Consider the following 24738-nt stretch of genomic DNA (forward strand, 5'->3'; position numbering starts at 1 on the left):
TTGAGAAACTCTATTACCAAACGTATGCTAATACTTCTCCGCCAGTTTGCTTAGCGCGGGCTTCTTTATCTGTAAGAACTCCTTGAGAAGTAGATACTAATGCGATTCCTAGACCGTTTAACACGCGAGGAACTTCGTTTGATTTTGCATATACACGAAGACCAGGCTTACTGATGCGCTTAAGACCAGTGATAACGCGCTCGTTGTTTGCACCGTATTTAAGGAAAATGCGGATGATGCCTTGTTTATTGTCTTCGATAAACTCTACATCACGAACGAAACCTTCACGCTTAAGGATTTCAGCGATTTCTTTCTTGATATTAGAAGCAGGAACCTCTAATTTTTCGTGACGTACCATATTCGCATTACGGATGCGTGTAAGCAAATCTGCAATTGGATCTGTCATGACCATTGTTTTTACCTCCTTCCCAGACTTTGGGTTTTACCAGCTAGCTTTTTTCACACCAGGAATTTGTCCTTTGTATGCTAATTCACGGAAACAGATACGGCAAAGCTTAAATTTACGGTATACGGAATGTGGACGCCCGCAGCGTTCGCAGCGAGTGTATTCTTGTACCGGATATTTAGGCGTGCGTTTTTGTTTCGCAATCATTGACTTTTTAGCCACGTTGTCGCCTCCCTCTATTTAGCGATTACTTTTGGAATGGCATTCCAAATTGAGTTAAAAGTTCACGAGCTTCTTCATCTGTGTTAGCTGTAGTAACGATAACGATATCCATACCACGAACTTTGCTTACTTTATCGTAATCAATCTCAGGGAAGATTAACTGTTCTTTCACACCAAGAGTGTAGTTGCCACGGCCGTCAAAGGATTTCTTTGAGATCCCGCGGAAGTCACGTACACGTGGAAGAGATACAGATACTAATTTATCAAAAAACTCGTACATGCGCTCTCCGCGCAGAGTAACTTTAGCACCGATAGGCATGCCTTCACGAAGACGGAACCCAGCGATTGATTTTTTAGCACGGGTTACAACCGGCTTTTGGCCGCTGATAACCGCAAGCTCTTCAACAGCATTGTCAAGCGACTTTGCGTTTGCAACAGCATCGCCGACACCCATGTTGATAACGATTTTTTCAAGCTTTGGTACTTGCATGATTGATTCGTAGTTAAACTTGCTCATAAGAGCAGGTGTAATTTCATTTGAAAACTTCTCTTTTAGGCGGTTCATTCTTGTACCTCCCTTCTTCAATTACTTATTTATCTAGAACTTCACCGGATTTTTTCGCAACGCGAACTTTCTTGCCATCAACCTCTTTGTAACCAACACGTGTCGGGTTACCTGACTTAGGATCGATTGGCATCACGTTTGATACATGAATAGGTGCTTCTTGGCTGATGATTCCGCCTTGCGGATTCACTTGGGATGGCTTAGAGTGCTTCTTTACTACGTTCACACCTTCAACAAGCACACGGCTTTGTTTTGGGAAAGCAGCAAGGATCACACCTGATTTGCCTTTATCCTTACCAGAAATGACCATGACTTTGTCACCTTTTTTTACATGCATCTGTCGCACCTCCTTAAAGGCAATTTGTTTGAATTATAGTACTTCTGGAGCTAGTGATACGATTTTCATAAAGTTGCTGTCGCGCAATTCACGTGCAACTGGGCCAAAGATACGAGTTCCGCGTGGACCCTTATCGTCACGGATAATTACACATGCGTTTTCATCAAAACGGATGTAAGTACCGTCATCACGGCGGACACCGCGCTTAGTTCTAACGATAACTGCTTTAACGACGTCACCTTTTTTAACAACGCCACCTGGTGTTGCTTGTTTTACAGTACAAACGATAACATCACCGATATTAGCTGTTTTGCGGCCAGAGCCACCAAGGACTTTAATTGTCAGTACTTCACGAGCACCTGAGTTGTCAGCAACTTTCAAACGTGATTCTTGTTGAATCATGCGTGTAACCTCCCTTCGGGATGAAGCTTATTCCGAACCATTAGATTATAACTGCTTTTTCTACTACTTCTACAAGACGGAAGCGTTTAGTCGCAGAAAGTGGACGAGTTTCCATAATACGAACCACATCGCCAATTTTTGCTTCGTTTTGCTCGTCATGAGCTTTAAACTTTTTAGAGTACTTAACGCGCTTACCATAGAGCGTGTGCTTTTTGTATGTTTCTACAAGAACAGTGACTGTTTTGTCCATCTTGTCGGAAACAACGCGTCCAGTGTAAACCTTGCGTTGGTTACGTTCACTCATTGTGCGAACCTCCTATCAATTATCGATTGTTAACGCCGATCTCTCTCTCACGAATAACAGTTTTCATGCGAGCAATCGCTTTGCGTACTTCACGAATGCGAGCTGTATTTTCAAGTTGTCCAGTCGCCAATTGAAAGCGCAGGTTGAATAGCTCTTCTTTTAAAGATTTTACTTTTTGTTCTATTTCAGCAGTGGTAAGGTCACGAATTTCATTAGCTTTCATTTGATTCACCACCAATTTCTTCTCGTTTTACAAACTTGCACTTTACAGGAAGTTTGTGTGATGCAAGACGTAATGCTTCACGAGCTACCTCTTCAGATACGCCGGCAATTTCAAACATGATTTTCCCTGGCTTAACTACTGCTACCCATCCTTCAGGAGCACCTTTACCAGAACCCATTCGGACTTCTAGAGGCTTTGCAGTGTAAGGCTTGTGAGGGAAGATGTTGATCCATACTTTACCGCCACGTTTCATGTAACGAGTCATCGCGATACGGGCAGATTCAATCTGACGGTTAGTGATCCAAGAAGCCTCAAGAGCTTGAAGGCCAAATTCACCGAAGTTCACTTCAGTACCGCCTTTTGATTGTCCACGCATTTTTCCGCGGTGTACACGGCGATACTTAACGCGTTTTGGCAATAACATATTATTTGCCTCCTTCCTCAGTTTTCTTCTTTGTAGGAAGCACCTCTCCACGATAGATCCATACTTTAACGCCTAATTTACCGTATGTTGTGTCTGCTTCTGCAGTAGCATAGTCGATATCAGCACGAAGTGTATGAAGTGGAACAGTACCTTCGCTGTAAGATTCAGAACGAGCGATATCAGCACCGCCAAGACGGCCAGATACCATTGTTTTGATACCTTTAGCGCCAGCGCGCATTGCACGTTGGATAACTTGCTTTTGAGCACGACGGAAAGATACGCGGTTTTCCAATTGACGAGCAATGTTTTCCGCAACTAATTTCGCGTCGATGTCTGCTTTTTTGATTTCAAGAATGTTGATGTGAACACGTTTGCCAGTAAGTGAGTTAAGAGCTTTACGAAGAGCTTCAACTTCAGAACCGCCTTTACCGATAACCATACCAGGCTTAGCAGTGTGGATAGTGATGTTTAAACGGTTAGCTGCACGCTCGATCTCAACTTTAGAAAGTGATGCATCGCTTAAACGCTTCGTAATGTACTCACGCACTTTAAGGTCTTCGTGTAAAAGTTCAGCATAGTCTTTGCCTGCGAACCATTTTGACTCCCAATCACGGATGACACCGATTCGCAAACCGACTGGATTTACTTTTTGACCCACTGATTATCCCTCCTTCTTTTCTGATAAAACGATAGTAATATGACTAGTACGTTTGTTGATTGCACTTGCACGGCCCATAGCACGCGGACGGAAACGCTTCAAAGTTGGTCCCTCGTCAACGAATACTTGAGATACTACTAAATTGTTTACGTCCATTTCGTAGTTATGCTCAGCATTTGCCAATGCGGATTTCAATAATTTTTCAACGACAGGAGAAGCTGCTTTTGGCGTATGGTTTAAGATAGCCACCGCTTCACCTACTTGCTTACCTCGAATTAAATCTACGACTAAACGAGCTTTACGAGGAGCAATACGAACTGTTCTTGCAACAGCTTTAGCTTGCATCAGGATGCCCTCCTCTCATTAACGTCTTGTTTTCTTATCATCATTGCCATGGCCTTTGTAAGTACGAGATGGAGCGAATTCTCCAAGCTTGTGCCCTACCATGTCTTCTGTCACATATACAGGTACATGTTTACGACCATCATAAACTGCGATAGTGTGACCAATGAATTGCGGGAAGATCGTAGAACGGCGTGACCAAGTCTTTACCACTTGCTTGCCTTCGTTTTCATTTAACTTTTCGATCTTTGTCATTAAATGCTCATCAACAAAAGGTCCTTTTTTTAAGCTGCGACCCATGATTGAACCTCCCTTCGTGATCGTTCTACGGTTCTCTTGTGGAACCGTAGCTCAATCCCGTTATTTTTTACGACGACGTACGATAAACTTGTCGGATTTGCTCTTCTTCTTGCGTGTTTTGGCACCAAGAGTTGGTTTGCCCCAAGGAGACATTGGTGATTTACGTCCGATAGGAGCGCGACCTTCACCACCACCGTGCGGGTGATCATTCGGGTTCATTACAGAACCACGGACAGTTGGGCGCTTGCCTAACCAGCGTGAACGACCGGCTTTACCGATGTTGATCAGTTCGTGCTGCTCGTTGCCCACTTGACCTACTGTAGCGCGGCAAGTAGCAAGGATCATGCGAACTTCACCAGAGTTTAAACGAACAAGAACATATTTGCCTTCTTTACCCAATACTTGAGCAGAAGTACCTGCTGAACGTACAAGCTGTCCGCCTTTGCCAGGTTTCAGTTCGATGTTGTGGATAACAGTACCCACTGGAATATTTGCAAGTGGAAGTGCGTTACCCACTTTGATGTCAGCTTCAGGTCCAGACATTACTTCAGTGCCCACTGAAAGGTTCTTAGGAGCAAGGATGTAACGCTTTTCTCCATCCACGTAGTTGATTAGTGCGATGTTGGCTGAACGGTTTGGATCATATTCGATCGTAGCAACGCGTCCTGGAATGCCATCTTTATCACGTTTGAAATCGATGATACGATATTGACGTTTGTGTCCGCCGCCTTGGTGACGAACTGTTAACTTACCTTGGTTGTTACGGCCGCCTTTACGCTTTAAAGGAGCTAATAGTGACTTTTCCGGTTTGTCTGTAGTGATCTCAGCAAAGTCAGAAGTAGTCATACCGCGACGACCGTTGGAGGTAGGTTTATACTTTTTAATCGCCATTTCGTTTCCCTCCTCTTCTAGTTATGGTTATTAGACTTCAAAGAATTCGATTTCTTTGCTGTCTGCAGTTAGTTTTACGATAGCTTTACGGCGTTTGTTTGTATAGCCGCCGAATTTACCCATGCGCTTGAACTTACCTTTGTAGTTCATGATGTTTACTTTCTCAACTTTTACGCCAAAGATTTCTTCGATAGAATCTTTAACTTGAGTTTTGTTAGCTCTAACATCAACTTCAAAAGTATACTTTTTGTCAGCCATCAGGTCAGTAGAACGTTCAGTGATAACGGGGCGCTTAATGATATCGCGTGCATCCATTATGCAAGCACCTCCTCTACTTTTTCAACCGCTGCTTTAGTCATGATAAGCTTATCATGGCTTAGAACATCCAAAACATTGACGCCTGTTGCAGTTACAACAGTCACTCCAGGGATATTGCGCGCAGACAATGCTACGTTCTCATCAAGATCAGCTGTTACGATAAGAGCTTTCTTATCAACAGACAGTCCAGTAAGGACACCCTTGAAGTCTTTTGTTTTAGGAGTTTCTAAAGCAAGGTTTTCTAATACTAGAATGTTTTCTTCTGCCACTTTAGAAGATAGTGCAGATTTGATTGCTAAACGGCGTACCTTTTTAGGCAGCTTATAGCTGTAGCTGCGTGGAGTAGGACCGAATACTGTACCGCCTCCGCGCCATTGTGGTGAACGGATGGAACCTTGACGAGCGCGTCCAGTTCCTTTTTGGCGCCATGGCTTGCGTCCGCCGCCGGCTACTTCAGAACGAATTTTAGTTTTATGAGTTCCTTGACGTAAAGAAGCTCTTTGCATTACAACAGCTTCGAATAGTACGTGGTTGTTAGGCTCAATACCGAAGATGGTTTCATTTAGTTCGATTTCTCCAACTTGTGAACCAGCTTGGTTTAACAATGCTACTTTAGGCATTCTATTTCCTCCTTTCTGACTGGATTAATTATGCTTTAACCGCAGTTTTGATTTTTAGAAGAGCTTTCTTCGCTCCAGGTACGTTTCCTTTGATCAGAAGCAGGTTGCGTTCTGCATCAATTTTAACGATTTCCAGGTTTTGAACAGTGATCTGGTCTCCACCCATGCGTCCTGGCAATGCTTTACCTTTGAATACACGGTTAGGAGCTACAGGTCCCATTGAACCAGGGCGACGGTGGTAGCGTGAACCGTGTGACATAGGTCCGCGTGATTGTCCGTGGCGCTTGATAGAGCCTTGGAAACCTTTACCTTTAGAGATTCCTGTTACATCAACAGTATCGCCTTCTGCGAAAATATCTACTTTGACTTCTTGACCAACTTCATATGCTGCTAAGTCAACTCCGCGGAATTCGCGAACGAAGCGCTTAGGAGCAGTATCAGCTTTCGCGACATGTCCTTGTTCAGGTTTGTTGGAAAGCTTTTCGCGCTTATCTTCAAAGCCAAGCTGGATCGCTTCATATCCGTCAGTGTCGACAGATTTCACTTGAAGAACAACGTTTCCTGTAGCTTCTACAACAGTTACCGGGATAAGGTCGCCATTTTCAGCAAATACTTGAGTCATACCGATCTTTCTTCCTAAGATTCCTTTGGTCATTAGTCACACCTCCTGAGAATTTAATAATTTATTTCATTATAATTTGATTTCGATATCTACACCTGATGGCAGGTCTAAGCGCATCAGTGAATCAACTGTTTGTGGAGTTGGGTTGATGATGTCGATCAGACGCTTATGCGTACGCATTTCGAACTGCTCACGTGAATCTTTGTACTTATGGACCGCACGCAGGATTGTGTAAATTGACTTTTCAGTCGGCAATGGGATCGGGCCGGACACAGCCGCACCAGAACGCTTTGCAGTTTCAACAATCTTTTCAGCAGACTGATCAAGGATCCTGTGATCATACGCTTTTAAACGGATACGAATTTTTTGTTTTGCCATTATTTTCCCTCCTTTTCGCCTATATTGATATAGACATTCTCCGTGAAAATTTCCCACACACTCGCCATGGCAAAGCGGCCGGGTGTGTCAGCAACCTTTCACTTCATCGCAGTCAAAGACCAACATTGTCTATTATACAGAAACCATTTAAGAATTGCAACATGAAATGTTATATTCTTTTATGTTTCGCACACTTTTACTATTATAGCGGGTATATCGCAGGTTTTCAAGGGGATTGGAAGAAGTCTAACAATTCACTGTGCCTGATGTATATTTATATATTGAAACTAAAAAAGCCTGCTGTCACTCATGCTGGACCCGTTACTGTTTCCTCTCTCTTCTTAAGCAGCGCAACCTGTTTCTTCTATACTATAGAGCAGTTTTGCATTGGCAGACACCAAGGGCATCACCATCCAGCATTCCGATAAGTAAACGATTACCCCCTGGTATTGTTACGGAACAGAAATTCAAGCTTGAAACGCAAGATATTATCTATTTTCTTCTGGAGCCAGCTTCCACTCACGGCAGGTTGAAAGCAACCCTCATGTATGAAAGACCTAAGGATAGTTCGGAGATAAAAGCAAAAAAGAAGCAGATGGAATTGATCCATCTGCTTCTTTATATATCAATCAGAGATTACTCAGTGATTGTAGCAACAACGCCAGCGCCTACAGTACGTCCACCCTCACGGATAGAGAACTTAGTACCTTCTTCGATAGCGATTGGAGCGATAAGCTCAACAGTCATTTCGATGTTGTCGCCAGGCATAACCATTTCTACACCTTCAGGAAGGTTGCAGATACCAGTTACATCAGTTGTACGGAAGTAGAACTGAGGGCGGTAGTTAGTGAAGAATGGAGTGTGACGTCCACCTTCTTCTTTAGATAGAACGTAAACTTCAGCTTTGAATTTTACGTGTGGAGTGATTGAGCCTGGCTTAGCCAATACTTGACCACGCTGGATGTCTTCACGTGCTACACCACGAAGAAGGGCACCGATGTTGTCTCCAGCTTCTGCAAAGTCAAGAAGCTTACGGAACATTTCAACACCTGTTACAGTTGTTGATTTTGGCTCTTCAGTAAGACCGATGATTTCGATTACGTCACCGACTTTAACTTGTCCACGCTCAACACGTCCTGTAGCAACAGTACCACGGCCAGTGATTGAGAATACATCCTCAACAGGCATCATGAATGGCTTGTCAGTGTCACGTGTTGGAGTTGGGATGTACTCGTCAACTGCAGCCATAAGCTCGTTGATTTTCTCTTCCCAAGCAGCGTCACCTTCAAGAGCTTTAAGAGCAGAACCTTTGATTACAGGAATGTCATCACCAGGGAACTCATACTCAGAAAGAAGGTCACGGATTTCCATTTCTACTAGTTCAAGAAGCTCTTCGTCGTCAACCATGTCACACTTGTTCATGAATACAACAAGGTAAGGTACACCTACTTGACGAGAAAGAAGGATGTGCTCACGAGTTTGTGGCATTGGGCCGTCAGAAGCAGATACTACTAGGATACCGCCGTCCATTTGAGCAGCACCAGTGATCATGTTTTTAACATAGTCAGCGTGTCCTGGGCAGTCAACGTGCGCATAGTGACGGTTAGGAGTTTCGTACTCAACGTGTGCAGTAGAGATTGTGATTCCACGCTCTCTTTCTTCTGGAGCACCGTCGATTTGATCGTAAGCGCGTGCTTCAGCTCCGCCAGACTTAGCAAGAACTGTAGTGATAGCAGCTGTTAGAGTTGTTTTTCCGTGGTCAACGTGACCAATTGTACCAATATTAACGTGGGGTTTTGAACGGTCGAATTTAGCTTTACCCATTAGGAAAATCCTCCTTTAATTTTAAAAAGTTAAGTATTTTTAGAGCTGCTGACAGGCAAGCCGATCAGCAGCTTGGTTCTACAATAGTAGTTATACTTGATTATAAAGGTAAAATCAATTATTCACCTTTATTTTTTTTGATGATTTCTTCAGAAATCGACTTCGGTACTTCTTCATAGTGGTCAAAGTGCATGGAGAATACTCCACGGCCTTGTGTGCTTGAACGCAGGGAAGTTGCATATCCGAACATTTCAGACAGCGGAACCATTGCACGGACAACTTGAGCATTGCCGCGGGCATCCATACCTTCTACACGTCCACGACGGGAAGTGACGTTACCCATGATATCTCCCAGATATTCTTCTGGAATGATAACTTCTATCCTCATGACTGGCTCAAGGATAACAGGGTTACATTTAGAAGCAGCGTTTTTCAGTGCCATTGAAGCGGCAATTTTAAACGCCATTTCTGATGAATCGACATCATGGTAAGATCCATCGAACAGTCTTGCTTTAATATCAACTAGCGGATATCCAGCAAGAACACCTCTGTCAAGGGAATCTTCCAGTCCAGCTTGAACAGCCGGGATGTATTCACGTGGAACAACACCGCCGACGATGCCGTTTTCAAATTCAAAGCCTTTACCTTCTTCGTTTGGAGAGAATTCAATCCAAACGTGTCCGAATTGTCCGCGTCCACCAGATTGGCGTGCGAATTTACCTTCAACCTTAGCTGAAGCACGGAAAGTTTCACGGTATGCAACCTGAGGCGCACCAACGTTTGCTTCCACTTTAAATTCACGTTTCATACGGTCAACAAGGATATCAAGGTGAAGTTCACCCATACCCGCGATGATAACTTGTCCAGTTTCCTGGTCAGTATGCGCACGGAATGTAGGATCTTCTTCCTGAAGCTTTTGAAGAGCAGTTGTCATTTTGTCCTGGTCAGCCTTTGACTTAGGCTCAATGGACAATTGGATAACCGGCTCAGGGAATTCCATGGACTCAAGGATTACAAGGTTCTTCTCATCACAGAGAGTGTCACCTGTAGTAGTATCCTTAAGACCTACGGCAGCAGCAATGTCCCCTGCGTATACTTGAGAGATCTCTTCACGGGAGTTGGCGTGCATCTGCAGGATACGTCCTACACGCTCACGCTTGCCTTTAGTAGAGTTCTGTACGTATGAACCTGAGCTCAATGTACCAGAGTATACACGGAAGAATGTAAGCTTACCGACATAAGGGTCAGTCATAACTTTAAATGCAAGAGCTGAGAATGGCTCTTCGTCACTTGAAGGACGAGTAACTTCTTCTTCAGAATCCGGAAGAGTACCTTTGATTGCAGGTACGTCCAGTGGAGACGGAAGATAGTCGATTACTGCATCAAGCATTTTCTGAACACCTTTGTTTTTGAACGCTGATCCACAGATTACAGGATAGAATTCAACGTTTACAGTACCTTTACGAATAGCTGCTTTCAGCTCGTCGTTAGTGATTTCTTCACCGCCAAGGTATTTCTCCATTAATTCTTCATCAAGCTCTGCTACCGCTTCAATCAGCTTTTCACGGTATTCTTCAGCTTGCGCCTTGTATTCCTCAGGGATTTCACGGTCTTCGATGTCTGTTCCAAGGTCGTTGCCGTAGAAAGTCGCTTTCATCTCGATCAGGTCGATGATTCCTTCGAACTGGTCTTCAGCACCGATTGGCAGCTGGATAGCTGCTGCATTGGCTTGCAGACGATCGTGGAGTGTACCGAGTGAGTAAAGGAAATCTGCACCCAGCTTATCCATTTTGTTTACGAATACCACACGTGGTACACCGTAAGTAGTAGCCTGGCGCCAAACTGTTTCAGTCTGAGGCTCAACCCCTGATTGTGCATCAAGGACTGCTACTGCACCATCAAGTACACGAAGTGAACGCTCAACTTCAACTGTGAAGTCTACGTGTCCTGGTGTATCGATGATGTTTACACGGTGGCCCTTCCACTGTGCAGTTGTTGCTGCAGAAGTGATTGTGATACCGCGTTCCTGCTCCTGTTCCATCCAGTCCATCTGTGAAGCACCTTCATGTGTTTCACCGATTTTGTGGATACGGCCAGTGTAGTAAAGTACGCGCTCAGTCGTAGTTGTTTTACCGGCATCGATGTGGGCCATGATGCCGATATTACGAGTATTATCCAAGGAGAACTCTCTTGCCATTGGGTCTTTCTCCTTCCTAGTAAATGTAATAGTTTGTTTGTGGGTTCAATCCTACCAGCGGTAGTGAGCGAATGCTTTGTTAGCTTCAGCCATTTTATGAGTATCTTCACGCTTCTTCACAGATGAACCTGTGTTGTTGGCAGCGTCAAGGATTTCGTTAGCCAAACGCTCTTCCATTGTTTTCTCACCGCGAAGACGAGAATAGTTAACCAACCAGCGAAGACCAAGAGTCGTACGGCGGTCTGGGCGCACCTCAACTGGTACTTGATAGTTTGCACCACCTACACGGCGCGCTCTTACTTCAAGAACCGGCATGATGTTCTTAAGTGCTTGATCGAACACTTCCATTGGCTCTTTTCCGCTGCGCTCGCTGATGATATCAAATGCTGAATAAAGAATAGCTTGAGATTTACCTCTCTTGCCATCAACCATCATTTTGTTGATAAGACGGCTAACTAGCTTTGAATTGTAAATCGGATCTGGTAATACGTCTCTTTTTGCTACAGGACCTTTACGTGGCATGTAATTTCCTCCTTTCGAAAAAACTGAATATTATTTGTGGTCAATCATTATTTTTTAGCTGCTTTAGGACGCTTAGTACCGTATTTAGAACGGCCTTGCATACGGTTGTTAACACCGGCAGTGTCAAGCGCGCCGCGCACGATGTGGTAACGTACCCCTGGTAAGTCCTTTACTCGTCCGCCGCGGATTAATACTACGCTGTGCTCTTGAAGGTTGTGTCCGATACCAGGAATGTAGGCAGTAACCTCGATTCCGTTAGTCAAGCGTACACGAGCATATTTACGCAACGCTGAGTTTGGTTTCTTCGGAGTCATTGTACCAACACGAGTACATACACCGCGTTTCTGTGGAGATGATACGTTAGTTTGTGCTTTTTTGAAGCTGTTGTAACCTTTGTTAAGCGCAGGTGATTTTGACTTTTCCTCTTTTGTCTTACGAGGCTTGCGCACTAATTGGTTAATTGTAGGCATGATTTTTCCTCCCTTCGTCTTTTGTGTAAGCCCACACATCCAGGTGGTTCATTTTGTTGCAAAAACAAAGTCCTTGCAGATCTTCATCTACAAAAACAGTTTTTAAATAGATATTGCAACAGCTGCCGCACCTACGTCGATTCCGCAGGCCTTTCCCAATGATTTCATCGAGCCGGCCCGGGTGACCGGAACTTTATATTCAAGCGCCGCATTGATCACTTTTTCAACAGCTCTATGGTCTGCATCTTCTGCGATCAGCACTTCGCTGATTGTTCCTGATTTCAGAGCTTTTACTGTTTGCTTTGTTCCTACTATAATATTTCTTGCCTGCAATACTTTATCATAAGACATGATATATCCTCCAAAGTATCCGGTAAATAGGAGCACCTTTGCTATAGTACCATCGCACAAGAATATTGTCAACATCACGGCAAATATTTTTTTAGATTCATGCATATTTCCATTTAGTCTATCTATGAACCTGTGCGTCCTCCTGTTTTGCTATTACTATAAAATGCGGTGCCTCCTTTTCGGCAGGCACCGCATTTCCATTATTCCACTGTAACTGTTTCTTCGGATGCTTCTTCCGCAGTGAAAGGTTCTGCCCTGCGGTAGCGCTGCATTCCAGTTCCGGCAGGGACCAGTTTACCGATGATGACATTCTCTTTAAGCCCGAGCAATTCATCTCGCTTGCCTTTGATGGCAGCATCTGTAAGTACCCTTGTTGTTTCCTGGAAGGAAGCAGCTGACAGGAAGGAATCCGTCTCAAGTGAAGCCTTGGTGATACCGAGCAGTACAGGACGGCCGGTCGCAGGCATTTTGCCGTTCAACAGAGCCTTTTCATTGGCATCTGTGAACTGGTGGATATCAAGAAGCGAGCCAGGCAGCACTTCTGTTTCCCCTGCATCGATGACACGCACCTTGCGAAGCATCTGGCGGACCATTACCTCGATATGCTTATCGCCGATTTCAACACCCTGCATACGGTATACCTTCTGCACCTCGCGAAGCAGATACTCCTGTACAGCATTTACATCTCTTACTTTAATCAATTCTTTAGGGTCAATAGAACCTTCGGTCAATTCCTGTCCGCGGTCTACCCTGTCATCAACAGCCACTTTCAGGCGTGCTGTATATGGAGCAGTATATGTGCGGGATTCAACCTCGCCCTGCACCACAATTTCATGCTGGCGGTCACGGCCTTCATTGATGCCCACGACAACACCTTCAAGCTCTGAAATGACAGCCTGCCCTTTAGGGTTACGTGCTTCGAAAATTTCCTGGATACGCGGAAGACCTTGTGTAATATCGTCTCCTGCTACGCCTCCTGTATGGAAAGTACGCATTGTAAGCTGTGTTCCAGGCTCACCGATGGATTGGGCTGCGATGATTCCGACAGCTTCGCCCACTTCAACCTCCTGGCCTGTTGCCAGGTTGCGCCCGTAGCATTTCTTACATACGCCATGGCGCGTGTTGCAGGTAAAGGCGGAACGGATCCATACAGTCTCAATGCCTGCTTCCACGATTTCAACAGCCAGATCTTCTGTAATAAGATCATTTTCTTTTACGATTACTGCGTTTGTTTCAGGATGCTTGATATCTCTGCGTGCATAACGGCCAATGAGGCGCTCATCCAGTGCTTCGATAACTTCGGTGCCATCCTTCAGCGCGCTGATCTGCAGTCCTCTGTCTGTTCCGCAATCATCATCACGTACAATGACATCCTGCGCAACGTCAACAAGGCGTCGGGTCAGATAGCCGGAGTCAGCCGTCTTAAGGGCTGTATCCGCCAATCCTTTACGCGCTCCGTGTGTGGAGATGAAGTACTCAAGTACTGTCAGTCCTTCACGGAAGCTGGACTTGATCGGAAGTTCGATGATCCGGCCGGCCGGGTTGGCCATGAGTCCGCGCATACCGGCTAACTGTGTAAAGTTAGATGCGTTACCACGGGCACCGGAGTCACTCATCATAAAGATCGGGTTGGATTTATCCAGGGACTTCATCAGCTTGGCCTGGATAGTGTCCTTCGCAGCACTCCAGATGGAAATGACACGATCATAGCGTTCGTCCTCAGTGATGAGACCGCGCCTGAATTGTTTAAGGACATTATCAACCTTGCCTTGGGCTTCCTGAATGATTTCCTGCTTTTCTTTAAGAACGACGATATCTGCCACACCGACTGTGATGCCGGCTTTAGTGGAATGTCTGAAACCGAGATCCTTCATGCGGTCAAGCATTTTGGATGTTTCAGTGATCTTAAAGCGCTTGAACACTTCCGCAATGATGTTTCCAAGGATTTTCTTCTTGAAAGGATCAACAAGCGGCATATTTTTAATAGCTTCTTTTACATCCGTTCCCCGTTCTACAAAGTAGCGGGCAGGCGTTTCTTCTTCAAGATTCGTCTTTGTCGGCTCATTGATATACGGGAATGAAGTCGGCAGGATTTCGTTGAAAACGAGCTTTCCGACAGTCGTGATCAGAAGCTTTTTCCTTTGTTCCTCTGTGAATGTTTCATTGTTCAGTGTACCTGCATTCACTGCTACACGGGTATGAAGGTGGACATAGCCGTTCTGATAAGCAAGCAGTGCTTCGCTTGTATCGTTGAAGACCATTCCTTCTCCTACTGCCCCTTCTCTTTCCATAGTCAGGTAATAGTTACCAAGCACCATATCCTGGGAAGGTGTAACAACAGGTTTTCCATCCTTAGGGTTCAGGATGTTCTGAGCCGCAAGCATTAGAAGGCGTGCTTCTGCCTGTGCTTCAGATGACAGCGGTACGTGGACCGCCATTTGGTCACCGTCAAAGTCGGCATTGTATGCTGTACATACAAGCGGATGGAGACGGATTGCGCGCCCTTCAACCAATGTTGGTTCAAAGGCCTGGATTCCGAGCCTGTGAAGAGTAGGTGCACGGTTCAGCAGAACTGGGTGCTCTTTGATTACCTCTTCAAGCACATCCCATACTTCAGGCTGGACTCTTTCAATTTTGCGCTTTGCTGATTTGATATTGTGAGCCAGTCCTTTTTCCACCAATTCCTTCATGACGAAAGGCTTGAAAAGCTCAAGCGCCATTTCCTTCGGCAGACCGCACTGGTACATTTTCAGGTTAGGACCTACTACGATAACAGAACGTCCGGAGTAGTCAACACGCTTACCAAGCAGGTTCTGACGGAAACGGCCCTGCTTCCCTTTCAGCATGTGTGAAAGAGATTTAAGCGGCCTGTTCCCCGGGCCTGTGACAGGACGTCCGCGGCGGCCATTGTCAATCAGGGCGTCTACAGCTTCCTGGAGCATGCGCTTTTCGTTCTGGACGATGATGCTTGGAGCACCGAGGTCCAGCAAGCGCTTCAGACGGTTGTTCCGGTTGATGACACGGCGGTACAGGTCGTTCAGGTCAGACGTCGCGAATCTTCCTCCGTCAAGCTGAACCATTGGACGAAGCTCAGGAGGGATGACAGGAAGCACGTCCAGGATCATCCATGATGGTTCATTTCCAGATCCACGGAAGGCTTCAAGTACCTCAAGGCGCTTGATGGCGCGTGTGCGGCGCTGGCCCTGGGCAGTTGTCAGTTCTTCTTTAAGCGCGTCTACTTCTTTGTTCAGATCGATATCAGAAAGCAGCTTCTTGATGGATTCTGCACCCATGGATGCCTGGAACTTATTGCCGTACTTCTCACGGTAAGCGCGGTATTCCTTCTCAGACAGAAGCTGTTTTTTCTCTAGTGCTGTATCGCCGGAGTCAGTTACTACATATGAAGCAAAGTAAATGACTTCTTCAAGCGCACGCGGTGACATATCCAGAACAAGGCCCATGCGGCTCGGGATGCCTTTGAAATACCAGATATGCGATACAGGAGCAGCAAGCTCGATATGGCCCATTCTTTCGCGGCGAACCTTCGCGCGGGTGACTTCCACTCCGCATCGGTCGCAGACTACGCCTTTATAGCGCACCCTTTTGTATTTTCCGCAATGGCATTCCCAGTCTTTCTGAGGTCCAAAAATACGCTCGCAGAATAAGCCGTCTTTTTCAGGCTTTAATGTACGATAGTTGATTGTTTCAGGTTTTTTGACTTCACCAAAAGACCAGGAACGGATCTTATCAGGTGAAGCAAGACCGATCTTCATATACTCAAAATTGTTTACATCCAGCAAGGGGCCTACCTCCCTTTCAATCTCGGGTTATACCCTTATTGCTAATCCGGCAATAATATGCCGCCCTCCGCCTTAGGCGGAGCGGCAGTCAAATTTATATAGTTATTCTATTTATTCTTTGCTAGCTACTTTTTCAGTGTTTGCTTCCTCTGTATCCGGCGCGATGGTCAGCGATTCAGCCTGCTGTACATCATCATCGTCCTCAAGGTCGCGCATTTCAATTTCTTTCTCATCGCCTGACAGGATCTTAACATCCATACCCAAGCTCTGAAGCTCTTTCATCAATACGCGGAAGGACTCCGGCACTCCCGGCTCAGGTACATTCTCGCCTTTGACAATCGCTTCGTACGTTTTCACACGTCCGACTACGTCATCTGATTTAACTGTCAGGATTTCCTGCAATGTATAGGCGGCACCGTAAGCTTCAAGCGCCCAAACCTCCATCTCCCCGAAACGCTGTCCGCCGAACTGGGCTTTACCGCCAAGAGGCTGCTGCGTAACAAGTGAGTAAGGGCCGGTTGAACGGGCATGGAGCTTATCATCAACCATGTGGGCCAGTTTGATCATGTACATGACGCCGACAGATACACGGTTGTCGAACGGTTCTCCCGAACGGCCGTCGTACAGGACTGTCTTCGCATCACGGGCCATGCCGGCTTCTTCAATTGTTGACCAGACATCTTCCTCGCGCGCTCCATCAAATACCGGTGAAGCAACGTGAATGCCCAGCGCTCTCGCAGCCATGCCGAGGTGAAGCTCAAGCACCTGCCCGATGTTCATACGGGAAGGAACCCCCAGCGGATTCAACATGATGTCGACTGGTGTGCCATCTGGAAGGTAAGGCATATCTTCTTCCGGAAGGATCCGGGAGATAACCCCTTTATTTCCGTGGCGTCCTGCCATTTTATCTCCCTCGGAGATTTTACGCTTCTGAACGATATAAACACGTACAAGCTGGTTCACGCCTGGCGGCAGCTCATCTCCGTCTTCACGGTTGAAGACTTTGACATCAAGCACGATTCCGCCTCCTCCGTGAGGAACACGAAGGGAAGTATCACGCACTTCACGGGCTTTCTCGCCAAAGATGGCATGCAGGAGGCGTTCTTCTGCTGTCAGCTCTGTTACACCCTTAGGAGTAACCTTACCGACAAGCAGGTCGCCATCCTTTACTTCAGCACCCGTACGGATGATTCCGCGCTCATCAAGATTGCGGAGTGCATCTTCACCGACATTCGGGATGTCGCGGGTGATTTCTTCAGGCCCTAGCTTTGTATCTCTTGATTCTGATTCATATTCTTCAATGTGGATGGATGTATAAACGTCGTCTTTTACAAGGCGTTCGCTCATGATGATCGCATCCTCATAGTTATAGCCGTCCCAAGTCATGAAGGCAACAAGCACATTGCGGCCAAGCGCAAGCTCGCCAAGCTCCATGGAAGGGCCGTCGGCAAGGATCTCGCCTTTTGTCACACGGTTCCCGACAGCAACAATCGGACGCTGGTTATAGCATGTTCCCTGGTTGGAACGGATGAATTTCAGCATCCTGTATTTATCAAGGTCGCCTTTGACTTCCTGGCCATTGACCTCGGAAATGCGGCGCACCCAGACTTCACGAGCTTCAACATGCTCGACGATTCCTTCGTGCTTGCAGATGACAGCCGCACCGGAGTCTTTTCCGGAAACATACTCCATTCCTGTACCTACACGAGGTGCTTCAGGCTGCAGCAATGGCACAGCCTGACGCTGCATGTTCGCCCCCATGAGGGCACGGTTGGAGTCATCGTTTTCAAGGAAAGGAATACAAGCTGTTGCAGCTGATACTACCTGTTTAGGAGAAACATCCATATAGTCGACGCGGTCTTTCGGCACAACTGTATTTTCCCCGCGGAAACGCGCAACGACTTCATCGTCAAGGAAAGTACCGTCATCGCCAAGACGCGCATTCGCCTGTGCAACAACATAGTTATCTTCTTCATCAGCTGTCAGGTAATCGATCTGGTCTGTCACTCTGCCTGTCTCAGGGTTGATGCGGCGGTAAGGCGTTTCGATGAATCCGAAGCGGTTTACCTTCGCAAAGGATGACAGTGAGTTGATCAGACCAATATTCGGTCCTTCCGGCGTTTCAATCGGACACATGCGGCCGTAGTGTGAATAGTGAACGTCACGGACTTCAAAGCCGGCGCGCTCACGAGTCAGACCGCCAGGCCCCAATGCAGATAGACGGCGCTTATGCGTCAGCTCGGCAAGCGGGTTTGTCTGGTCCATGAACTGTGAAAGCTGTGAGCTGCCAAAGAACTCTTTGATAGAAGCGATCACAGGCCTGATGTTGATCAGCTGCTGCGGTGTAATTGTATTTGTATCCTGGATGGACATCCTCTCGCGGACAACACGTTCCATCCTGGAAAGTCCGATTCGGAACTGGTTCTGGAGCAGTTCGCCTACTGAACGAAGACGTCTGTTCCCCAGGTGGTCGATATCATCGGTATCGCCGACTCCATGAAGAAGGTTGAAGAAATAGCCAATGGACGCAATGATATCAGAAGGCGCGATATTCTTGACCGCTTCCTCGACATAGGCATTGCCGATGATATTGATCTCTTTTTCTCCGTCTTCATTAGGGGCATACACCTTGATGGATTGAAGAAGGACCTCGTCCTCCACCACTCCTCCTGAAGGAGCCGCTGTCCTGAAGCCGATATTGTTCTCAAGATTAGGGATGATGCGGTCCAGGTTGCGGCGGTCCAGCATAGTCCCTTTCTCAGCGATGATTTCGCCTGTTTCAGGATCAACCAGAGTCTCAGCAAGGCGCTGATTGAACAGTCTATTTTTAATATGAAGCTTCTTATTGATCTTGTAGCGTCCAACATTCGCTAAATCATAGCGTTTTGGATCAAAGAATCTGGAAACGAGCAGGCTTTTTGCATTTTCTACAGTCGGCGGCTCGCCCGGACGAAGACGCTCATAGATTTCCAGAAGGGCTTTATCTGTACTTTCTGTGTTGTCTTTTTCAAGCGTATTGCGGATATATTCATTGTCTCCGATCAAATCAATGATTTCTTGATCAGAGCCGAACCCAAGTGCACGCAAAAGAACCGTAACGGGCAGTTTCCGAGTACGATCTATTCTAACGTATACGACATCCTTGGCATCTGTTTCATATTCAAGCCAGGCGCCGCGGTTCGGGATAACAGTAGCAGAGAAGCCTCTTTTCCCGTTTTTATCCAGCTTTCCGCTATAGTATACACTCGGTGAACGTACTAACTGAGAAACGATGACGCGTTCTGCTCCATTGATCACAAACGTACCTGTTTCTGTCATAAGCGGGAAGTCACCCATAAAGACATCCTGGTCTTTAACTTCGCCTGTTTCTTTGTTTACAAGACGCACTTTAACACGCAAAGGTGCTGAATATGTAACATCTCGTTCTTTCGATTCCTCAACGGAATACTTTGGATCGCCAAGGCTGTAATCAATAAATTCAAGCGATAAGTTACCAGTAAAGTCTTCAATTGGCGAAATGTCCTGGAACATTTCACGAAGACCCTCATCAAGAAACCATTGATAAGAAGAGGTTTGGATTTCAATTAAATTAGGCAAATCCAAAACTTCACTGATTCGTGCGTAACTTCTACGTTGGCGGTGTCGTCCATACTGAACTAGTTGACCTGTCAACTGATTCACCCCTCAAATCAAGCGTTATTTATCGAAAAGCGCAAGCACCCTGTCCAAAAGAGAAACCGGCATTGATACAAACCGGCATTGCCAATCCCCCTCGGGCGCAGACAGCTTTTACTTTTCATAAGACAAAAAGAAAAAGGGTTTTCAACTCAAAAACCACATTTTCACATTTCGACTATTATTTTATTAGCTTTCCCATTATAGCCAAATTTATACAGAACGACTGCAAAATAGCAAATAAATCGGAAAGTATTATGTTGGCATTTTACAATACTATCATAGAGAAAAAGTCAAGTCAACTTTTTTTCGCTTTTAAAATAAAGTAGCCTTTTTTCTTCTCTACGGTTTCCACGTCTGAAAAAAGCGAGTCAAGTTTCTCGATCGCTGATGGGGCACCCTGCTTTTTCTGGATGACAACCCAGAGCTCTCCGCCCGTCAGCAAGTGCTCAAAGCTTTGTTCAAAAATGTCATGGACAACCTGTTTTCCGGCACGGATTGGCGGATTTGTCAGGATAGCCGCAAACTTGCCCCCTCCAACACCGGTTAACCGGTCACTTTCATAGATGGCAGCATTGCTGACTGAATTCCCGGCTGCATTTTCCTTTGCCAGTTCGATTGCCCGGAGATTCACATCAACCATGTGGACCGTCCTTTCCGGAAAGCTTTTGGCGATGGACAAGCCGATCGGACCGTAGCCGCAGCCAACATCCAGAATATTTCCTTCCAGCTCCGGCAATTTGAACGCTTCAACAAGAAGCCTTGAACCGAAGTCCACTTCTTTTTTTGAAAATACACCATTATCGGTTTTAAATCGGAAGGAATGCCCTCTTAGGGAAAAATCCCAATAGGCAGGGTCACTTTCCGTTTTTGATGTGCGGGAATAATAATGTTCGGTCATAGAATCACCTCCAACCTGAGGAAACACATTGAGGATCATGCATCCTGTTCGGACGAATTATAAATCATACAAAAGAAAAAAGCAAAAAGCCCGCTAGGCAGCGGGCTTTTCAAAGTTGGCATTACTTAACTTCAACGCCAGCTCCAACTTCTTCAAGCTTAGCTTTGATTTCTTCAGCTTCTTCTTTAGAAGCGCCTTCTTTAACAGGCTTAGGAGTGTTGTCAACAAGTTCTTTTGCTTCTTTAAGACCAAGACCTGTGATTTCACGAACAACTTTGATAACTTTGATTTTTTGGTCGCCTGCAGATGCAAGAACAACGTCAAATTCAGTTTTCTCAGCTGCAGCATCTCCGCCAGCAGCGCCACCCATTACAGCTACAGGAGCTGCAGCAGTTACGCCAAACTCTTCTTCGATTGCTTTTACTAGGTCGTTAAGTTCTAGAACAGTCATGCTTTTGACTGCTTCAATGATTTGTTCTTTAGTCATGATAAAATTTCCTCCTTATGATTGGTTTGATTTTTTTATAAAAAGACTAGCTTACGCGCCTTGTTCTTCTTTTTGATCTGCAACAGCTTTTGCAGCAAGAGCAAGATTGCGGATAGGTGCTTGAAGTACGCTGAGTAGCATAGACAGCAAGCCTTCGCGTGATGGAAGTTCAGCAAGAGCTTTAACATCCTCAACAGAAGCGATGTTGCCTTCGATTACACCAGCCTTGATTTCAAGAGCCTCATGTTTTTTAGCGAAATCGTTTAGGATTTTCGCAGGTGCAACTACATCTTCATTACTGAATGCAATCGCATTTGGACCTGTCAGTGCTTCGTTCAAGCCAGAAAGCTCAGAAGCTTCTGCAGCACGGCGAGCCATGCTGTTTTTGTAAACCTTGAACTCGATTCCCGCATCACGAAGCTGCTTACGAAGTTCAGTTACTTCAGCAACAGTCAGTCCGCGGTAGTCAACTACAACCGTTGATTTGCTTGCTTTGAATTTATCGGCAATCTCGTCAACGATCAATTTCTTTTGTTCAATAGCGCTGCTCATCCTTACACCTCCTGTAGATTTTTTCATTTATACCGTCCAAAGAAAAACCTCCACATCTTGCAGACATGGAGGAAGTATACAATAGCCGTTCAAAAGAAAATCTATCGTATGACCTCGGCAGGAAATTAAGCTGTCGCACCTGCTGTCTACGGTACAAATGTTATTTTATTTTCACAACAGTTTAGATTATATGAAATAAACCGGCTGTTGTCAATTGGTATTATTTTACTGCGGCTGTAGAAGGATCAACTTTGACGCCAGGGCCCATAGTTGTTGTTACAGTAACAGATTTTACGTAAGTTCCTTTTGCTGCAGCAGGCTTAACCTTCAGCATAGTATCGTAGATCGTGTTGAAGTTTTCAGCAAGCTTCGCATCTTCGAATGAAGTTTTTCCGATTGGAACGTGGATGATTCCAGCTTTGTCCAGACGGTACTCAACTTTACCAGCTTTGATCTCGTTTACTGCTTTTTCTACATCAAAAGTAACTGTTCCAGTTTTAGGGTTTGGCATTAAGCCTTTAGGACCTAATGTACGTCCAAGCTTACCAACTTCACCCATCATGTCTGGAGTAGCAACGATTACATCAAATTCGAACCAGCCTTGGCTGATTTTGTTGATGTACTCGGAATCGCCTACGTAGTCAGCTCCGGCAGCTTCAGCTTCCTTCGCTTTTTCACCTTTAGCGAATACTAATACACGCTGAGTTTTACCAGTTCCGTTTGGAAGCACGACTGCTCCGCGGATTTGCTGGTCAGCTTTCTTAGGGTCAACCCCAAGACGGAAAGCCACTTCAACAGTTGCATCGAATTTCGCATAGTTTGTTTTCTTAGCAAGCTCAATCGCTTCAGCGACTGGGTAAGCTTTAGAACGATCTACAAGCTTAGCAGCTTCTAAATACTTCTTACCTTTTTTAGCCATTATTATTTCCTCCTTGAATTGTGGTTTTAGCGGAATAACCTCCCACGTCCCAAAAGCAGGGGCGCCCTCCCTCGAAAAGGCCGGGCGCCCGGGCTTTACAGAACAAAGGTTGCGAGTGAATCCAATTCAGCCGCAACCCCGTTAGAACCTAATCTTCGAGCATGGATCAGTCTTCGATGACGATACCCATGCTGCGTGCAGTACCTTCTACCATGCGCATAGCGGATTCAACGCTAGCAGCATTTAAGTCAGGCATTTTAGTCTCAGCAATCTCGCGTACTTTATCACGCTTAACTGTTGCTACTTTATTACGGTTTGGTTCACCAGAACCAGACTCGATTCCAGCCGCTTTCTTAAGAAGAACGGCAGCAGGAGGAGTTTTCGTAATAAATGTAAATGAACGGTCTTCAAAAACCGAGATTTCAACAGGGATGATCAGTCCAGCCTGTTCAGCTGTACGAGCATTAAACTCTTTACAGAATCCCATGATGTTAACACCGGCTTGACCCAATGCAGGACCAACTGGCGGTGCTGGATTTGCTTTACCAGCAGGGATTTGCAATTTAACTACCTTGATAACTTTTTTAGCCACGAGACACACCTCCTTAAAGTCCGTGATGTGGTAATAGGGAATTTCCCTCCCACTCAACTTGTAGTCTTTATATTAAAAATAAAGAACATAGCAATTTGTCCAGCCTCGTTGTCCGAGACATACTGACCTATGAAATAGTAACATTTTTAAAAGCGGATTTCAAGTTTTTCAGGCTATAATTTTTCAATTTGTGTAAAATCGAGCTCGACAGGAGTTTCCCGCCCGAACATATTAACCAGAACTTTGATCTTCGCTTTGTCTTTATCAATCTCTTCAATGGAGCCAGTGAAGTTCGCAAAAGGACCTTCGTTCACCTTGACGGTCTCGCCGATTTCGAAGTCGATGTCCACGCGCTTTTCATCAACGCCCATGCGCTTAAGGATAACATTTACTTCCTCAGGGAGCAATGGCGTCGGCTTTGAGCCCGACCCTGCCGAACCGACGAACCCTGTAACGCCCGGCGTATTGCGGACTACATACCAGGAGTCGTCTGTCATGACGATCTCGACAAGCACATAACCCGGGAATACCTTTCGCTTCACCACTTTTTTCTTGCCGTTCTTAATATCTGTTTCTTCTTCTTCAGGCACAATCACGCGGAAGATCTTATCTTGCATCGCCATTGTTTCCACCCGTTTTTCCAGGTTGGCTTTTACTTTGTTTTCATAACCTGAATAAGTATGGACTACATACCAGTTTTTTTCCATTCAAGAGGACTGTTCGTCCTTCCCTCCCTGTCTAAATAAAATCAAACTTCCCTCTGTAGGTTTCCAATATACCTGTGAACACGGCCGGATCCTGTTTACTCCTCCGGCTCCCTTAAAGAGTTCCGCTCTTCCCAGGCCAAAACAGGCGCGGATGCCTGTCTTTTTTTAAGCAAATGAAAAAACCCGTTTCCGGGCTTTGCAGAAGTTTCCTGTGTTATTCTCCATTATACCATGAGATTACAGGAGTTATTCAAGAATTAAACGAATCAATTCAGAAATACCTAAGTCAAGAACGGCGAAGAAAAGGGCGAAGAACGTTACTGTCACAAGGACTGTTATCGTATAGCTGGTGAGCTCCTTGCGCTTTGGCCAGCTGACCTTTCTCATTTCGCGTCCAATATCACGGAAAAAATTCACGGTTCGTAACCTCCAACTTTCAAGGGTTGCTTGCTGATCTATGGATGAGTGCTATTGCTATTTTGTTTCCCGGTGGACAGTATGAGCCTTGCATGTATCACAGAACTTTTTTAATTCCATACGCTCTGATTCTTTATTGCTCATGGTCGAATAGTTGCGGGACCCGCATTCTGCACAAGCCAGTACAACTTTTTTCCTCATATCGGCACCTTCTTATTGCTTGTCTGTTTCCTTACAAACTTTAACATGGCACCCCTATCATGTCAATAAGAGTCAGAATCATAGGAAATAAGGATCTATTTGTAATAATTG

31 protein-coding genes and 1 other annotated feature are annotated in these 24738 nt (G+C 45.6%); all 31 genes read right to left on the bottom strand.

The features are described 5' to 3' along the window. Positions 1-13: 13 nt before the first annotated feature. The 31 genes from rpsH to rpmG all read right to left on the bottom strand — a co-directional run bounded on the left by rpsH (position 14) and on the right by rpmG (position 24627). Positions 14-412 (bottom strand): 30S ribosomal protein S8, encoded by a 399-nt coding sequence (gene rpsH, locus Q9R36_RS24515; protein ID WP_009791315.1) that lies wholly within the window; start codon positions 410-412, stop codon positions 14-16. Positions 413-442: 30 nt separating this feature from the next. Beyond that, entirely contained in the window at positions 443-628 is a 186-nt protein-coding gene (locus Q9R36_RS24520) for a type Z 30S ribosomal protein S14 (protein ID WP_009791316.1), read from the bottom strand. A gap of 25 nt (positions 629-653) precedes the next feature. Then, entirely contained in the window at positions 654-1193 is a 540-nt protein-coding gene (rplE, locus tag Q9R36_RS24525) for a 50S ribosomal protein L5 (RefSeq protein ID WP_009791317.1), read from the bottom strand. A gap of 25 nt (positions 1194-1218) precedes the next feature. Further along, on the bottom strand, positions 1219-1530 hold the full coding sequence (rplX, locus tag Q9R36_RS24530; protein WP_009791318.1) for a 50S ribosomal protein L24: 312 nt from the start codon (positions 1528-1530) through the stop codon (positions 1219-1221). 33 nt (positions 1531-1563) lie between these two features. Continuing rightward, positions 1564-1932, bottom strand: coding sequence for a 50S ribosomal protein L14 (gene rplN / locus Q9R36_RS24535; RefSeq protein ID WP_009791319.1), 369 nt, complete (start codon positions 1930-1932; stop codon positions 1564-1566). A 40-nt stretch (positions 1933-1972) separates the two neighbouring features. Beyond that, positions 1973-2236 (bottom strand): 30S ribosomal protein S17, encoded by a 264-nt coding sequence (rpsQ, locus tag Q9R36_RS24540; protein WP_009791320.1) that lies wholly within the window; start codon positions 2234-2236, stop codon positions 1973-1975. A gap of 19 nt (positions 2237-2255) precedes the next feature. After that, entirely contained in the window at positions 2256-2459 is a 204-nt protein-coding gene (gene rpmC / locus Q9R36_RS24545; RefSeq protein WP_003351417.1) for a 50S ribosomal protein L29, read from the bottom strand. Continuing rightward, a complete protein-coding gene (gene rplP, locus Q9R36_RS24550; RefSeq protein ID WP_009791321.1) occupies positions 2449-2883 on the bottom strand; it encodes a 50S ribosomal protein L16 in 435 nt (144 codons plus the stop codon). Before rplP ends, rpmC begins: the two co-directional genes overlap by 11 nt. A 1-nt stretch (position 2884) precedes the next feature. Next, positions 2885-3541: a 30S ribosomal protein S3 gene (gene rpsC, locus Q9R36_RS24555; protein WP_009791322.1), complete on the bottom strand. Its 657-nt coding sequence runs from the start codon at positions 3539-3541 to the stop codon at positions 2885-2887. Positions 3542-3544: 3 nt separating this feature from the next. Further along, positions 3545-3886 (bottom strand): 50S ribosomal protein L22, encoded by a 342-nt coding sequence (gene rplV, locus Q9R36_RS24560; protein ID WP_009791323.1) that lies wholly within the window; start codon positions 3884-3886, stop codon positions 3545-3547. Between the two features lie 18 nt (positions 3887-3904). Continuing rightward, a complete protein-coding gene (rpsS, locus tag Q9R36_RS24565) occupies positions 3905-4183 on the bottom strand; it encodes a 30S ribosomal protein S19 (RefSeq protein ID WP_009791324.1) in 279 nt (92 codons plus the stop codon). 60 nt (positions 4184-4243) lie between these two features. Next, positions 4244-5074, bottom strand: coding sequence for a 50S ribosomal protein L2 (gene rplB, locus Q9R36_RS24570; protein ID WP_009791325.1), 831 nt, complete (start codon positions 5072-5074; stop codon positions 4244-4246). Between the two features lie 30 nt (positions 5075-5104). Then, positions 5105-5392: a 50S ribosomal protein L23 gene (gene rplW / locus Q9R36_RS24575; RefSeq protein ID WP_170939578.1), complete on the bottom strand. Its 288-nt coding sequence runs from the start codon at positions 5390-5392 to the stop codon at positions 5105-5107. Next, positions 5389-6012, bottom strand: coding sequence for a 50S ribosomal protein L4 (gene rplD / locus Q9R36_RS24580; protein ID WP_009791327.1), 624 nt, complete (start codon positions 6010-6012; stop codon positions 5389-5391). Before rplD ends, rplW begins: the two co-directional genes overlap by 4 nt. A 28-nt stretch (positions 6013-6040) precedes the next feature. Continuing rightward, positions 6041-6667, bottom strand: a complete 627-nt coding sequence (rplC, locus tag Q9R36_RS24585; RefSeq protein ID WP_009791328.1) for a 50S ribosomal protein L3 — start codon at positions 6665-6667, stop codon at positions 6041-6043. A 36-nt stretch (positions 6668-6703) separates the two neighbouring features. Next, positions 6704-7012 carry a 30S ribosomal protein S10 gene (rpsJ, locus tag Q9R36_RS24590; RefSeq protein ID WP_009791329.1) on the bottom strand — a complete coding sequence of 103 codons (309 nt, stop codon included), beginning with the start codon at positions 7010-7012 and terminating at the stop codon, positions 6704-6706. A 636-nt stretch (positions 7013-7648) separates the two neighbouring features. Then, complete coding sequence (gene tuf, locus Q9R36_RS24595) at positions 7649-8836, bottom strand: elongation factor Tu (protein WP_009791331.1); 1188 nt, start codon at positions 8834-8836, stop codon at positions 7649-7651. A gap of 118 nt (positions 8837-8954) precedes the next feature. Next, on the bottom strand, positions 8955-11033 hold the full coding sequence (fusA, locus tag Q9R36_RS24600) for an elongation factor G (RefSeq protein WP_009791332.1): 2079 nt from the start codon (positions 11031-11033) through the stop codon (positions 8955-8957). 51 nt (positions 11034-11084) lie between these two features. Further along, the gene (gene rpsG / locus Q9R36_RS24605; protein ID WP_009791333.1) at positions 11085-11555 is read right to left on the bottom strand and encodes a 30S ribosomal protein S7; all 471 of its coding nucleotides are present in this window, start codon (positions 11553-11555) and stop codon (positions 11085-11087) included. 47 nt (positions 11556-11602) lie between these two features. Then, positions 11603-12025, bottom strand: coding sequence for a 30S ribosomal protein S12 (rpsL, locus tag Q9R36_RS24610; RefSeq protein WP_009791334.1), 423 nt, complete (start codon positions 12023-12025; stop codon positions 11603-11605). Positions 12026-12127: 102 nt separating this feature from the next. Continuing rightward, the gene (locus tag Q9R36_RS24615) at positions 12128-12376 is read right to left on the bottom strand and encodes a 50S ribosomal protein L7ae-like protein (protein WP_022543219.1); all 249 of its coding nucleotides are present in this window, start codon (positions 12374-12376) and stop codon (positions 12128-12130) included. Positions 12377-12576: 200 nt separating this feature from the next. Beyond that, entirely contained in the window at positions 12577-16176 is a 3600-nt protein-coding gene (gene rpoC / locus Q9R36_RS24620) for a DNA-directed RNA polymerase subunit beta' (RefSeq protein WP_009791336.1), read from the bottom strand. Between the two features lie 111 nt (positions 16177-16287). Continuing rightward, complete coding sequence (gene rpoB, locus Q9R36_RS24625; RefSeq protein ID WP_035401163.1) at positions 16288-19848, bottom strand: DNA-directed RNA polymerase subunit beta; 3561 nt, start codon at positions 19846-19848, stop codon at positions 16288-16290. Positions 19849-20149: 301 nt separating this feature from the next. After that, positions 20150-20752 carry a class I SAM-dependent methyltransferase gene (locus Q9R36_RS24630; RefSeq protein ID WP_129614067.1) on the bottom strand — a complete coding sequence of 201 codons (603 nt, stop codon included), beginning with the start codon at positions 20750-20752 and terminating at the stop codon, positions 20150-20152. A 121-nt stretch (positions 20753-20873) separates the two neighbouring features. After that, positions 20874-21239 (bottom strand): 50S ribosomal protein L7/L12, encoded by a 366-nt coding sequence (rplL, locus tag Q9R36_RS24635; RefSeq protein ID WP_022543217.1) that lies wholly within the window; start codon positions 21237-21239, stop codon positions 20874-20876. A gap of 51 nt (positions 21240-21290) precedes the next feature. Next, positions 21291-21791 (bottom strand): 50S ribosomal protein L10, encoded by a 501-nt coding sequence (rplJ, locus tag Q9R36_RS24640; RefSeq protein WP_022543216.1) that lies wholly within the window; start codon positions 21789-21791, stop codon positions 21291-21293. Positions 21792-21823: 32 nt separating this feature from the next. Next, positions 21824-21961 (bottom strand) — a sequence feature (ribosomal protein L10 leader region). A gap of 50 nt (positions 21962-22011) precedes the next feature. Next, positions 22012-22710 (bottom strand): 50S ribosomal protein L1, encoded by a 699-nt coding sequence (gene rplA / locus Q9R36_RS24645; protein WP_009791555.1) that lies wholly within the window; start codon positions 22708-22710, stop codon positions 22012-22014. A gap of 166 nt (positions 22711-22876) precedes the next feature. Next, positions 22877-23302: a 50S ribosomal protein L11 gene (rplK, locus tag Q9R36_RS24650; RefSeq protein WP_141195060.1), complete on the bottom strand. Its 426-nt coding sequence runs from the start codon at positions 23300-23302 to the stop codon at positions 22877-22879. Between the two features lie 173 nt (positions 23303-23475). Further along, complete coding sequence (gene nusG, locus Q9R36_RS24655) at positions 23476-24009, bottom strand: transcription termination/antitermination protein NusG (protein ID WP_009791553.1); 534 nt, start codon at positions 24007-24009, stop codon at positions 23476-23478. Between the two features lie 246 nt (positions 24010-24255). Continuing rightward, on the bottom strand, positions 24256-24426 hold the full coding sequence (gene secE / locus Q9R36_RS24660) for a preprotein translocase subunit SecE (protein WP_009791552.1): 171 nt from the start codon (positions 24424-24426) through the stop codon (positions 24256-24258). A gap of 57 nt (positions 24427-24483) precedes the next feature. Beyond that, positions 24484-24627 (bottom strand): 50S ribosomal protein L33, encoded by a 144-nt coding sequence (gene rpmG, locus Q9R36_RS24665; RefSeq protein WP_009791551.1) that lies wholly within the window; start codon positions 24625-24627, stop codon positions 24484-24486. Positions 24628-24738: the final 111 nt, after the last annotated feature.

Origin of the sequence: Bacillus sp. AG4(2022), assembly GCF_031844465.1 — a bacterium.
Lineage (GTDB): Bacteria > Bacillota > Bacilli > Bacillales > Cytobacillaceae > Bacillus_AB > Bacillus_AB infantis.